At 70.7% G+C, this 13195-nt stretch carries 11 protein-coding genes; 2 read left to right on the plus strand and 9 right to left on the minus strand.

Going from position 1 to position 13195, the window contains the following annotated elements; translation table 11 throughout:
- Positions 1–106 precede the first annotated feature (106 nt).
- From H537_RS0107570 to H537_RS0107610, 8 genes are all read right to left on the minus strand, one after another.
- Entirely contained in the window at positions 107–1078 is a 972-nt protein-coding gene (locus H537_RS0107570) for a Bug family tripartite tricarboxylate transporter substrate binding protein (protein WP_028997416.1), read from the minus strand.
- Complete coding sequence (locus H537_RS41740; RefSeq protein WP_051242114.1) at positions 1075–2319, minus strand: alpha-hydroxy acid oxidase; 1245 nt, start codon at positions 2317–2319, stop codon at positions 1075–1077. Before H537_RS41740 ends, H537_RS0107570 begins: the two co-directional genes overlap by 4 nt.
- Positions 2320–2375: 56 nt before the next feature.
- Positions 2376–3662, minus strand: coding sequence for a glycerate kinase type-2 family protein (locus tag H537_RS0107580; protein ID WP_028997417.1), 1287 nt, complete (start codon positions 3660–3662; stop codon positions 2376–2378).
- A 302-nt stretch (positions 3663–3964) separates the two neighbouring features.
- The gene (glxR, locus tag H537_RS0107590; RefSeq protein ID WP_028997419.1) at positions 3965–4867 is read right to left on the minus strand and encodes a 2-hydroxy-3-oxopropionate reductase; all 903 of its coding nucleotides are present in this window, start codon (positions 4865–4867) and stop codon (positions 3965–3967) included.
- Between the two features lie 43 nt (positions 4868–4910).
- Entirely contained in the window at positions 4911–5705 is a 795-nt protein-coding gene (locus tag H537_RS0107595; RefSeq protein WP_028997420.1) for an HpcH/HpaI aldolase family protein, read from the minus strand.
- A 104-nt stretch (positions 5706–5809) separates the two neighbouring features.
- The gene (gene gudD, locus H537_RS0107600; RefSeq protein WP_028997421.1) at positions 5810–7141 is read right to left on the minus strand and encodes a glucarate dehydratase; all 1332 of its coding nucleotides are present in this window, start codon (positions 7139–7141) and stop codon (positions 5810–5812) included.
- 80 nt (positions 7142–7221) lie between these two features.
- Positions 7222–8196 carry a Bug family tripartite tricarboxylate transporter substrate binding protein gene (locus tag H537_RS0107605; protein ID WP_028997422.1) on the minus strand — a complete coding sequence of 325 codons (975 nt, stop codon included), beginning with the start codon at positions 8194–8196 and terminating at the stop codon, positions 7222–7224.
- A gap of 271 nt (positions 8197–8467) precedes the next feature.
- Positions 8468–9007 carry a DUF3455 domain-containing protein gene (locus H537_RS0107610; protein ID WP_028997423.1) on the minus strand — a complete coding sequence of 180 codons (540 nt, stop codon included), beginning with the start codon at positions 9005–9007 and terminating at the stop codon, positions 8468–8470.
- A gap of 435 nt (positions 9008–9442) precedes the next feature.
- On the opposite strand from H537_RS0107610, the gene H537_RS0107615 reads away from it, so the two are divergent.
- Positions 9443–11248 carry a pectate lyase gene (locus H537_RS0107615; protein WP_028997424.1) on the plus strand — a complete coding sequence of 602 codons (1806 nt, stop codon included), beginning with the start codon at positions 9443–9445 and terminating at the stop codon, positions 11246–11248.
- Between the two features lie 98 nt (positions 11249–11346).
- Here the strand turns inward: H537_RS0107615 and H537_RS0107620 are convergent, their stop codons facing one another.
- The gene (locus H537_RS0107620) at positions 11347–11955 is read right to left on the minus strand and encodes a PH domain-containing protein (RefSeq protein WP_028997425.1); all 609 of its coding nucleotides are present in this window, start codon (positions 11953–11955) and stop codon (positions 11347–11349) included.
- Positions 11956–12335: 380 nt separating this feature from the next.
- Between H537_RS0107620 and H537_RS0107625 the strand changes: the two genes are divergently transcribed.
- Complete coding sequence (locus tag H537_RS0107625) at positions 12336–13055, plus strand: FadR/GntR family transcriptional regulator (protein WP_051242119.1); 720 nt, start codon at positions 12336–12338, stop codon at positions 13053–13055.
- Positions 13056–13195: the final 140 nt, after the last annotated feature.

The raw sequence follows: 13195 nt of genomic DNA on the forward strand, positions 1-13195 counted from the left end.
AGGCAATGGGGCGCCGTGATGCCGTCGCCGGGGACGGCATCCACGCGGCCCGGGCCCTCGTTGGGCCGGGCGCAAAAAAGCCGGCCCGCGGGCCGGCTTCAGCGCGTCACTCGATCTTGATGCTGGCGGCCTTGATGAGCTGCGCCCACTTGGCGACCTCGGCCTTCTGGAAGGCGGTGAACTGGTCGGTGCTCATCTGGCCGGGCTCCATGCCCAGCTTGGCCAGGCGCTCCTTCACGTCGGGCTGCGCCAGGATCTTGTTGACCTCGTCGTGCAGCCGCTGCTGGATCGCCTTGGGCGTGCCCGCGGGCGCGAAGATCGCCTGCCACGACACCACCTCGTAGCCCGGCACGGTGTCGGCCACCGTGGGCACGTTGGGCAGGCCGGGCAGCCGCTTGGCCGAGGTCACGGCCAGCGCGCGCAGCTTGCCGGACTCGACGTGCGGGCCGGCCACCACCGTGGTGTCGAACATCATGTCCACCTGCCCCGCCATCACGTCCTGGATCGCCGGGGCGCTGCCCTTGTAGGGGATGTGGTCGATGCCGATGCCGGTCTTGAACTTCAGCAGCTCCAGCGCCAGGTGCTGCGAGGTGCCGTTGCCCGCCGAAGCGGAGGTCAGGGGCTTCTTGGCCTTGCCCGCGGCGATCACGTCGGCCACGGTCTTGTAGGGGCTGTCCTGGCGCGTGACCAGCACCAGCGGGTTGGTGCCGATGAGCGCGATCGGCGCGAAGGACGTCACCGGGTCGTAGCCCAGCTTCGGGTACAGGCTGACGTTGATGGCGTGCGAGCTGATGGTGCCGCCCAGGATCGTGTAGCCGTCCGGCGCCGCGCGCGCGACCTGCTCCGAGCCCACGCTGCCGCCGGCGCCGGCCTTGTTGTCCACGATCACGGTGGTGCCCAGCGCCGGGCCCAGCTTCTGCGCGATCAGGCGCGCCACGATGTCGCTGGTGCCGCCGGCGGGGAAGGCGACGAGGTAGGTGATGGGCTTGCTGGGCCACTTGTCCTGCGCCTGCGCGGCGGGCAGTGCGGCGGCCAGGGCCAGGGCGGCGACGGTCAGGCTTCGACGGGTGCGGTTCATCGTTGGTCTCCTCGGGGAACTTGCGGGAAATACAGGTGCCGCGGGCCCAGCTCGTCCAGCCGGTTGATGCCCAGCAGCCCCATGTCGGCATGGATCTCGGCGCGCAGCAGCGCCAGCGCGTGCGCCACGCCGGCCTCGCCGCCCACGGCGGCGGCGTAGTTCATGGGCCGGCCGACGAGGACGGCGCGCGCGCCCAGCGCCAGCGCCTTGAGCACGTCGGTGCCGCGGCGGAAGCCGCTGTCGGCCATCACCACCATCGGCCCGGCGGCCTCGGCGACCTGCCGCAGCACGCGCAGCGGCGAGACGGCGCCGTCGAGCTGGCGCCCGCCGTGGTTGGACACGATCACGCCGTCCACGCCGAAGTTGCGCGCGAGCTTGGCGTCCTCCGGGTGCAGCAGGCCCTTGAGCACCAGCGGGCCGCTCCAGCGGCGGCGGATGTCCTTGAGCGCCTCCCAGTCCAGGTGCTCGCGGCCGGAGAAGTCGCGCGTCACGTCGCGCGCCACCAGCGGCGCGCCGCGCTCGGCGCCCACGTTCTCGAAATGCGGCATGCCGTGCGCCAGCAGCGTGCGCAGGAAGGTGCCTACGGCCCAGCGCGGGTGCGTGAGGCCGTCCCACAGCAGCCGCAGGTCCGGGTGCAGCGGCGTCTTGAAGCGGTTGCGGACGTTGTTCTCGCGGTTGGGCACCACGGCGGAGTCGATGGTCACCACCAGCACCGGCGCGCCGGCTGCCTTCACCCGCTCCACCAGCCGCGCCGTGGCCTGCGGGTCGCGCCCCAGGTAGGCCTGGAACCAGGTGCCGGGCGCCTGCTGCAGCACCTCCTCCATGCGGATCAGCGAGGAGCTGCTGAGCACCATGGGCACGCGCGCGGCGGCCGCGGCGCGCGCCTGCGCCAGATCGCCGCGGTAGGCCGTGAGCGAGCTGATGCCCATGGGCGCGATGCCGAAGGGCGCCGCGTAGCGCGTGCCGAACAGCTCCACCGACTGCTCGCGCCGCGCCACGTTCACCAGCATGCGCGGCAGGAAGGCGATCTCCTCGAACGCCGCGCGGTTGCCGCGCAGCGAGGCGTTGGACTCGGTGGCGCCCGACACGTAGCCGAACAGCGGACGCGGCAGCCGCGCCCGCGCCGCGGGCTCGAAGTCGTCCAGGCACAGGAAGCGCCGCAGCGCGCGCGGCGCCACGGTGGCCGCCGGCGGTGCCGCGGGCGCCGCGGCCACCGCGGGCTCCACCGGCGTGGCGGCCATCGGGGTCGGGCTCTGCATCGGGACGGCCATGGGCTGCGGCGGCGCCTGCGTTGGCGTCACGCCGCCGGCGCGTCGATGACGATGGCCCGGAAGTCGTTGACGTTGGTCAGCGTCGGGCCGGTGACCACGGAATCCCCCAGCGCCTGGAAGAAGCCGTGGCCGTCGTTGTTGTCCAGGCTGGCGCGCGGGTTGATGCCCTGCGCCCAGGCGCGCGCCAGGGTATCGGGCGTGAGAACGGCGCCCGCGATCTCCTCGACGCCGTCCACGCCGTCGGTGTCGCCCGCCAGCGCGTACACGCCCGGCAGAGCGTCCAGCGCCACCGCCATGGACAGCAGGCATTCCACGTTGCGCCCGCCGCGGCCTTTGCCCCGCAGCGTCACGGTGGTCTCGCCGCCGGACAGCAGCACGCACGGGGTCTGGAACGGCTGGCCGTGGGTGACGACCTGGCGCGCCAGGCCCGCGAGCACCTTGCCCACGTCGCGCGCCTCGCCTTCGAGGCTGTCGCCCAGGATGTAGGGCGTCACGCCCGCCTCGCGCGCTACCGCCGCGGCGGCCTCCAGCGCCATCTGCGGCGCGGTGATCATGCGGGTCTCGCAGCGCTGCAGCCGCGCATCCTCCGGCTTGACGCTCTCGCTCTCCTCGCGGTCCAGCCACTCGCGCACCGGCGCGGGCACCTCGATGCGGTAGCGCTCGATGATCGCCAGCGCGTCGGCGCGGGTGGTGGAGTCGCCCACGGTGGGCCCGGAGGCGATGTCCATGGGGTTGTCGCCGGGCACGTCGGAGATCAGCAGCGTCAGCACCCGCGCCGGGTGGCAGGCCGCGGCCAGGCGCCCGCCCTTGACGGCCGAGAGGTGGCGGCGCACGCAGTTCATCTCGGAGATGGAGGCGCCGCTCGCGAGCAGCGCCTTGTTCACCGCCTGCTTGTGCTCCAGCGTCAGGCCCGGCGCCGGGCCCACCAGCAGCGCGGAGCCGCCGCCGGAGATCAGCGCGATGACGAGGTCGTCGGCGGTGAGGCCCGTGACCAGCTCGCGCACGCGCTCGGTGGCGCGCAGCCCCGCGGCGTCGGGCACCGGGTGCGCGGCCTGCACGATCTCGATGCGCTCGCAGGGCACCTCGTAGCCGTAGCGGGTGACGACCAGCCCTTCCAGCGGACCGTCCCAGTGCTGCTCCAGCGCGCGCGCCATCTCGGCCGAGGCCTTGCCCGCACCGATGACGATGGTGCGGCCCTTGGGCTTCGCGGGCAGGTGCGGCGGCAGGCACAGCGCGGGCTGCGCGGCGGCGATGGCGGCGTCGAACATGCGGCGCAGCAGGGGACGGCGGTCGGGAGGGGTCGGGGCGGTCATGCGATGGGTCCTGGTTGAGTAGTCCGGGGAAAGGGTTGGACGTCAGCCGAAAGCTGGTGGGCTTCGCCTACTGCTTCGTCATCCCCGCGCAGGCGGGGATCCAGGCGGCCCCACGCCAGCGCGCCAGAGACGGTGCAGGCATCAAGGAGCCATCAACCTTCTGCACGCCGGCCGCCCTGCTCCGGGCCGACTTGGGGACCGCCTGGATTCCCGCCTGCGCGGGAATGACGAAGTAGAGAGCGGAGCGTGCCTGCTGGCGGCAAACGCCCCGCGACTTTTCCCCAAGCGCGCCAAGCCTCAGCTCAGCCCTTCGCCACCTCATGGTTCCCCATGAGCTCCAGCGCGCGCACCAGCGCCGAGTGGTCCAGGTCGGCCATGCCGTTGGCGGCGAGCACCTGCATCAGCTGCGCGGCGCTGGCGGTCTGCGGCAGCGCCAGGCCCAGCTCGCGCGCGCCCTGCAGCGCCAGGCCCAGGTCCTTCTGGTGCAGCTTGATGCGGAAGCCCGGGTCGAAGGTGCGCTTGATCATGCGTTCGCCGTGCACCTCCAGGATGCGGCTGGAGGCGAAGCCGCCCATCAGCGCCTGGCGCACCTTGGCCGGATCGGCACCGGCCTTGCTGGCGAACAGCAGCGCCTCGCCCACGGCGGCGATGTTCAGCGCCACGATGATCTGGTTCGCGACCTTGGTGGTCTGGCCGTCGCCGTTGCCGCCCACCAGCGTGATGTTCTTGCCCATCTTCTCCAGCAGCGGGCGCACGCGCTCGAACACCGCCTCGTCGCCGCCGCACATGATGGTCAGCGACGCCGCCTTGGCGCCCACCTCGCCGCCGGAGACCGGCGCGTCGATGTAGTCCGCGCCCAGCGCGTTGATCTTCTGCGCGAAGGCCTTGGTGGCCATCGGCGAGATGGAGCTCATGTCCACGATCACCTTGCGCTGGCCGCCCGCGCCGCCCGCCTGCAGCGCGCTGGCCACGCCGTTCTCGCCGAACAGCACGGCTTCCACGTCCGGCGTGTCCGGCACCATGGTGAAGACGATCTCCGATTGCTTCGTCACCTCGGCCGCGTTGGCGCAGACCTTGGCGCCCGTGGCGGTGACGGTCTCGTGCACGGGGCCCACGGTGTTGACGAAGAGCTGGTGGCCGGCGTTGGCCAGGTGCACCGCCATGGGCGCGCCCATGATCCCCAGGCCGATGAATCCGATGTTCATGTGATCTCCTTTGTCTGGCGTGTTGCGTGAGGGAGGCAGCGGCTCAGTACGAGCCCGAGCCGGTGTTCGCCGGCTTCAATTGCGCGCGCATCGCGCTGAGGATCTGCTGCGAGCCGGCGGCCAGCAGCCGCGCGTCCGAGCTGACGGTGACGAACTGGAAGCCCTTGGCGATGCGCGCCAGCGCCACGTCGGCGCGGCCGTTGTGGATGCCCGCCACCACGCCGTGCGCCTTGGCGCGCTCCAGGATGTGGTCGATGGCCTGCGCCGCCTTGGGGTCCACGTCGTCGAAGGTGGGCTTGCAGCCCAGCGACAGCGACAGGTCCGAGGGACCAATGTAGATCGCGTCCAGCCCTTCGACCGAGAGGATGTCGTCCAGGTTGTCCAGCGCCTGGGCGGTCTCGATCATGGCGAAGCGCACGATGGTGTCGTTGGCCTGCTCGGGGTAGTCGGCGCCGCCGTAGTAGAGCGCGCGCACCGGGCCGAAGCTGCGCACGCCGCGCGGCGCGTAGCTGGTGTAGGCCACGAGCTTCTGCGCGTCCTCGCGCGTGTTGACCATGGGGCAGATCACGCCGTAGGCGCCCGCGTCCAGGATCTTCATCAGGATGCCCGGCTCCAGCCACGGCGCGCGCACCACCGGCACGGTGTCGGTGGTGGAAATGGCCTGCAGCATCTGCACCATGGCCTGGTAGTCCACCACGCCGTGCTGCACGTCGATGGTCAGCGTGTCCCAGCCCTGGTGGGCCATGACCTCGGTGGCGAAGCCGTTGGGAATGGCCAGCCAGCCATTGACGGCGGCGCCGCCGGATTTCCACAGCGTGCGCAAACGGTTCTCTCTCATGGCGTCTCCAGCGTGTTGTCGGGTTTCGGGCCTGAAGCTCAGGCGCGGGTCCGGAAAAGATGCGCCGGCCAGGAGCCGCGGCCCCCAGCCGGCACACGAAGCGCTCAGCGCACCAGGCAGGGCCGCTTGTTGTCGAACTTCCAGCCCGGGATCAGGTACTGCATGGCCACGGCGTCGTCGCGCGCACCCAGGCCGTGCTGCTGGTACAGCGCGTTGGCCTTCATCACGGCGTCCATGTCCAGCTCCACGCCCAGGCCGGCCTTCTTCGGCACGGCGACTTCGCCGCCCACGATCTGCAGCGGCTCCTTGGTCAGGAACTGGCCGTCCTGCCAGATCCAGTGCGTGTCGATGGCCGTGACGCGGCCGGGCACCGCCGCGGCGGCGTGCGTGAACATCGCCAGCGAGACGTCGAAGTGGTTGTTGGAGTGCGAGCCCCAGGTCAGGCCGAAGTCGCGGCAGGTCTGGCCCACGCGCACGGCGCCCTGCATGGTCCAGAAGTGCGGGTCGGCCAGCGGGATGTCCACCGACTGCAGCACCAGCGAGTGCACGAACTGGCGCCAGTCGGTGGCGATCATGTTCGTGGCGGTGGGCAGCCCGGTGGCGCGGCGGAACTCGGCCATCACCTCGCGGCCGGAGAAGCCGCCCTCGGCGCCGCAGGGGTCCTCGGCGTAGGCCACCACGCCGTGCATGTCGCGCATCAGGCGGATCGCGTCCTTCAGCAGCCAGCCGCCGTTGGGGTCCAGCGTGATGCGCGCGTCGGGGAAGCGGGCCTTGAGCGCCTTGATGGCCTCGACCTCCTCCTCGCCGCGCAGCACGCCGCCCTTGAGCTTGAAGTCCTGGAAGCCGTAGCGCTTGTGCGAGGCCTCGGCCAGCTTGACGATGCCTTCCGGCGTCATCGCCTCCTCGTGGCGGATGCGCAGCCACTCGTCGGCCGCGTCGGGGTCGCTGTCGTAAGGCAGGTCGGTCTTCCTGCGGTCGCCGATGTAGAACAGGTAGCCCAGCATCGGCACGCTCTCGCGCTGCTGGCCCTCGCCCAGCAGCGCGCACACCGGAACCTCCAGCTCCTGGCCCAGCAGGTCCAGCAGCGCGGACTCCACCGCCGTGACGGCGTGGATGGTGGTGCGCAGGTCGAAGGTCTGCAGGCCGCGGCCGCCGGCGTCGCGGTCGGCGAACTTCGTGCGGATCTCGGTCAGCACCGCCTGCCAGTCGCCCAGCTTGCGGCCCACGACGATCTCGCCCGCATCCTCCAGCGTCTGGCGGATGGCCTCGCCGCCGGGCACCTCGCCCACGCCGGTGCGGCCGGCGCTGTCGGTGAGCACCAGCAGGTTGCGCGTGAAGTACGGGCCGTGCGCGCCGCTGAGGTTGAGCAGCATGCTGTCGCGGCCGGCGACGGGAATGGCCTTCAGGGAGACGACGGTGGGCGTGGAGGTGGACATGGCGAGCGGGGGAGTTGGCGCCCTCCCCCGCCGCGCGGGAGAAGGCTGTAGGACGAGGGCTGGAGCGCGGGCGGGGAAGGTCAGTCCGCGGTGATCTTGCGGGTCTCGATCAGCGTCTTCCAGCGCGCGTACTCGGCGGCCTGGAACTTGGCGAACTGCTCGGGCGTGTTGGCCACGATCTCGAAGCCCTGCTCGGTGAGCTTGGACTTCACGGCCGGCTCGCCCAGCACCGCGGCGACGTTGGTGGCCAGCTTGGTCTTGACGTCGGCGGGCAGCCCCTTGGGCGCGGCGATGGCCTGCCACGAGTAGACGTCCACGCCCTTGACGCCGGCCTCGGCCAGCGTGGGCACCTGCGGCAGCAGCGCGGCGCGCTTGTCGCCGGTGACGGCCAGCGCGCGCAGCTTGCCTGCGGCGATGTGCTGCTGCACGGCGTTGATGTTCTGGAACGAGGCGTCGATCACCGCGCCCAGCAGGTCCGTGATGGCCGGCGCGCCGCCCTTGTAGGGCACGTGCGTGCCCTGGGTGCCGGTCTGGGCCCAGAACAGCTCGGCCGTGAGGTGGTCCGAGGAGCCGTTGCCCGAGGAGGCGAAGGTCATCTTGCCCGGCTCCTTCTTGAGCGCGGCCAGCACGTCGGCCACGGTCTTGTAGGGCGAGGCGGCAGGAACGACCAGCACGTTGGGCGCCTGCACGGCCACGGTGATGTAGTCGAAGTCCTTGGTCGCGTCGTAGGGCACGTTCTTGATCAGGTGCGGCGCGATCACGTAGGGGCCCAGCGAGGCCACCAGCAGCGTGTAGCCGTCCGCCGGCGAGCGCTTGACCTGCGCCGCGCCGATGGTGCCGGTGGCGCCGGCCTTGTTGTCCACGATGAAGGTCTGGCCCAGCTTGGCCTGCAGCCCGGAAGCCAGCGTGCGGGCGATCATGTCGGTGGAGCCGCCCGGCGGGAACGGCACCACCATCGTCACCGGCTTGGCCGGCCAGGCCTGGGCCTGCACGGCCAGGGGAGACAGCAGCGCGACACCAGCGAGGGCCGCGGACAACAGGCTTCGACGTTGCATGCTTGGAGTTCCTTGCAAAAGGGAGCGGGCTGTACGGTGTCGCCGCAACGGTGCGGCCTGCGCGACGCCGGCAAGGCGCGCTTCCCTTGGAAAAACGGGAGCACTTGCCTTGCCCACCCAGCATGGTCCCGGGCGTCGTGACAGCGGACAGCGACTTCACTGACTGCGTTGTCCGTCATCGTACAACCGGCCGATTCGCACCACAAGGCATCACGGGTTGTGGAGAACACCTAGATGGTGCGAGCCGGGGCACTCGGCGCCGCCGAGGGCCTCAGCGCGGGCTGAAGAGGACATAGTCGGCCGTGTAGGGCACGCGCGCCGATGCGCCGGCCCGTGCCGCGCTGCAGCCGCTGCCGGGCGCGACGCCGCCCACGGTGTGGATGCGCTGCACGCTGCTGACGCGGCTGAAGAGCCCTTCCTTGCCGACGGAACGGGCGCGCAGCAGCAGCCAGGGGATGGCGCCGGCGGCGGGTGCCTCCACCCGCTCCTGCACCGTGCCGACGATGCGGCTGCCGTCGTCGGCCTCCCAGTGCGGGCCCACGTAATGGCGGCCGATGCGCTGGCCGCGCGTGTCGAACAGTTCGGCCTCGGGCGCCACCAGGGCCCACTCGTAGCCCGCGGCATCGGCCTTGAGGCGGCACTCGTAGACCTGCACGCCGCGCGCCGGCACCACGAGCGCCAGCCGCTCGTCCGCCGAGGGCCGGAGCTTCTGCGGCACCTCGGGCGCCGATGCTGGACCTTGCAGCACGGCGCAGCCGCCAAGGAGGAGCGCCGGCAACGCCGCGAGCTGGCCAAGGGGAAACAGGCGCATGGATCACCTCCGCACAAGGGATCGGGAACCGTCCCGGGGCGCGCAGTGTGGTGCGGCCCGCGCCGCCGCGGCCGGCATGCCCCGGCCGCCGGGACGGCCTTGCCGGTGTCGGTGGGTGGACAGCGCCTCGTGCACCGGCCCTCGAAAGCCGCGGTCTGGACCACCTTTGCCTCACCATCAGTTGTCCGTCAACAGCTCACTTGTTTTGCTTTGTTTCAAGCATGGATAAGAAGGAAGTTGGAGCTTTTGACTACTTAAAAAGTTCGATTGCGACCTATTGGGGCTTTCCTTAGCTTTCAAAAAGCTGTCAGCTTCATACGATGTCCTACAACTCGTTCACCTTGGACGGGTTTGTCTGGCCGCCCTGGCGCTGCTTGCGCCCTCCTCCTCCTCTCCTCCCGGCGGCCGGTCCCACCACTCCACAGCAAAGAGACGATGAAGCGCAGAACCTTTGTGATGTCCGGTTTCGCCCCCGTGGTCCTGGCGGCCTGCGGCGGCGGCAGTGACGATCCCGTGCCGCCGACCACGCGCGAGAACGCGCTGGACGCGATGAAGCGCGCCGTGGCCTACATGAACGGCACCGTGTCCTACGAGGGTGGCTACGTCTGGGACTACCTGCCCGACTTCTCGCGCACCTGGGGCGAGATGGAAGCCAAGCGCACGATGTGCTGGATCCAGCCGCCGGGCACGCCTTCCGTGGGCCATGCCCTGCTCGACGCCTACCACGCCAGCGCCGACGAGGGCATCTACGCGGCGGCGGACCGCACGGCGCGGGCGCTGGTGAAGGCGCAGCACCCGGCCGGCGGCTGGAACTACATCTTCGACTTCGCGGGCGAGGAATCGCTCAAGCAGTGGTACGAGACCATCGGCGCCAACGGCTGGCGGCTGGAGGAGTTCCAGCACTACTACGGCAACGCCACCTTCGACGACGCCGGCACGGCCGTGGCCTCGCAGGTGCTGCTGCGCACCTACCTGGAGAAGCGCGACCCGTTCTTCAAGGCCCCGCTGAACAACGCGATCCGCTTCGTGCTCGCGGCGCAGTTCTCGGGCGGCGTGGCCGACGGCGGCTGGCCCCAGCGCTTCCCGGCGGCAAACGGCGTCTCGGAGATGCCCGCGCCGAACCCGCAGCAGATCCCGGCCACGCCCGGCGTGCGCCAGGGCATGGAGGACGGCGACTACACGCGCCACGTCACCTTCAACGACGACGTGGCGGGCGAGAACATCAAGTTCCTGCTGATGTGCGTCGTCAGCCTGGGCCCGGCCGACCTGGAGGCCGACATCACCCATGCCGAGCTGGTCTCCAGGGTGCACCGCGCCATGCAGTGCCTCAAGCGGATGCAGTACTTCAACGGCATCCAGGCCGGCTGGGGCCTGCAGCACCTGGCGGTGGACCAGGCCGGCCGCCGCGCCGGCGAGCCCGCCGGCGCGCGCAGCTACGAGCCGCGCTCGCTGGCCACGCACACCACGCAGACCAACGTCCAGCAGCTCTTCAACTACTTCCGCCTCACCGGCGACCGCACGTACCTCGACGGCGTGCCGGCAGCCATCGCCTGGCTGGAGAGCGTGCCGCTGACGGCGCAGATGAAGGCGGAGAACCCGCTGATCGCCACCCGCTCGCACCCCACCTTCGTCGAGCTGGGCACCAACCTCCCGCTGTTCGTGCACCGCTACGGATCGAACATCCACAACGGCGCCTACTACGTGGACTACGACTGGCACGACACGCCCAGCCACTACTCGGCCGGGCGCGCCATCGACATCGCGGGGCTGCGCAAGACCTACACCGAGCTGATGGCGATGACGGACGCGCAAGTGGCCGCGATGGTGGCGGCCTCGCCGCTGAACGCCACCGCGCCGCGCGCGCTGCCGCGCTACTACTCGCTGCGCGAGGTGGACTTCGCGGACCTCTACGCGGGCGCGGTGATGGCCAGCCCCACGGTGGACGAAGCCGCGGCGCAGGCGGTGGTGACGGACCTGGGGACGAAGAACTACTGGCTGGTGCCGCTGTCGGCCACGACCAACCCCTACACCGGTCCCGGCACGGCCGCGCCCTACACCGGCACCGCCTACCGCAGCAAGCACGTCGGCGACCGCAGCGACACCTCGCCCTACGACCCCATGGACCCGCCGCTGGACGGCAGCTACACGCCGCAGCCCAAGGCGCTGGGCATCTCGACCACCGGCTTCATCAGCAACCTCGGGAAGCTGGTGGCGTACGTGGCGCCGGTGAAGGCGGCTTGACGGTTTGACGGCGGCTCAAGAGCCCTGAGGGCGAACCACAGGCCGTCCGGTCGCCGCGGGGCCCCCCAGGCTCCGCGGCGGCTTTTTTTGCGTCCCGCTCACGCGTGGATGTACTTCTCGAACACCGCGCTGAAGTCCCGCCGCGTGTGGTCCTGCAGCACCGCGTGGTTGAGGCTGCGCAGCAGCTCGGTGAACTGCCCGGCCAGGCTCTCGCCCGCGCCCGTGCTGCCCAGCTTGTAGGCCGTCGCCGTGGCATTGAGCGCGTGCAGCGCGTGGCCGCGGCAGACCTCGTCGTGGTGCTGCAGCCGCCCGATGCTGATCAGCGCCTTGTAGATGTCCTTCACCGGCTCGACGAAGCTCTTCCTCACGTCGATGCTGAAGGGCATGGCGCCGATGGCGAACTTCAGCTCCAGGTCCATGTCCAGCGTGCCCGCCGTCTCCAGCGTCACGCCGGTGATGGCATGGCTGGCGTACTCGTAGCGCTTGATGGAGCGCTTGGACGACACGGCCGACTCGCCGTCCACGTGGATCAGCGCGAAGTTGGTGAAGCAGTACTCGTCCTTCCTCGACTTGATGAGGAAGAAGATGCGCTCGCCGTCCTCGTGGAACAGGTAGTCGTCGGCGTCCACGCTGCCGAAGTCCCGGGGCTGGACGATGGTGCCGATGTCGCTGAGGCCCAGGGCCTCGGAAGCCAGCTTCTTGAACATGGTGCGGTCCCTTGCAAGGCGGTGAAAGAGGGGCGCGGGCGGCTGCCGCAGCAGCAGTGTCGGGCCCGATCGGGCACGGCCCGGATGCGCACCCTGCCCCGTCCCCGGCATTGCCGTCAACCTTCCAGGGCACCCGGCGCCGGCGCCGCCGCGTCCCGCCCAGCCCGCGCGGCACAGTGCGGTGGCAGGGGTCCGCACCCGCACGCCGGCCACCCAGATCACCCTGCTTGTTTGACAGCCTGAGCATCGATTGCTGAAACAACCCGGGCTTTTCCCTGAAAAAAAGCAAACAAGCAGGCCGGATTTGTCAGAATCCCTGACGTTCAATCACTCAATCGGAGGTCCGGCGGCCCGCGGGGGCGGCCGGATGCCAGACAGCCATGACCGAACTGCGCCTGCAGAAGGACGGCAGCGGGACGCTGCCGGAACGCATCTATGCCCGCGTGGTGGAAGGCATCCTGCGTGGCGACTTCGGCGCCGGCGGCAAGCTGCCCACCGAAGGCGAGCTCGCCACGCGCTTCGGCGTCTCGCGCCCGACGGTGCGCGAGGCGCTGTCGCGGCTGCGCTCGGACGGCGTGATCGAGACCCGCCGCGGCTCGGGCAGCCACGTGGTCGCCCCCGGCGGCGGCTCGCCCGCGCCCAGCACCCCGCCCATCAGCAGCCTGGCCGACATCGAGCGCTACTACGCCTTCCGCAGCTGTGTGGAGGCCGGCGCCGCCGCCGCCGCCGCCGAGTACCGCGACGCCGCCGACCTGGAAGCCATCCGCAGTAGCCTGGACACGCTCAACGAGGCCATGCAGGGCGGCCAGCCCGGCATCGAGCAGGACCTGCGCTTCCACTTCGCCATTGCCCGCGCCGCCCACAACCCCTTCTTCCTTACCACCATCGAGACCACGGTGGCGCCGGTGCGCCAGTTCATGGAGCTGGCCAACAGCGTGACGGACAAGAAGAGCCCCGAGCGCGTGCGCACCGTGCAGGCCGAGCACCAGGCCATCGTGGACGCCATCGCGCGCCGCGCCCCGCACGACGCCGCCGAGGCCGTGCGCGTGCACGTGCTCAACGCCAAGCGGCGCATCTTCGAGAAGACCCGGCTGATCTGAACCCGCTCGCGCCGGCACGCCCGGCCCAAGACCCCGATACCCTCAGGTGCCGGCTGAAGTTGCTTGACAACTTTTGAACCTGCATGACAATTCGCGCCGCCGCGGCATGACCCTTGCCCGGCGCGAATGCAGGAGAAGCC

The sequence above is a fragment of the Azohydromonas australica DSM 1124 genome, assembly GCF_000430725.1.
In the GTDB taxonomy this organism is placed as follows: domain Bacteria; phylum Pseudomonadota; class Gammaproteobacteria; order Burkholderiales; family Burkholderiaceae_C; genus Azohydromonas; species Azohydromonas australica.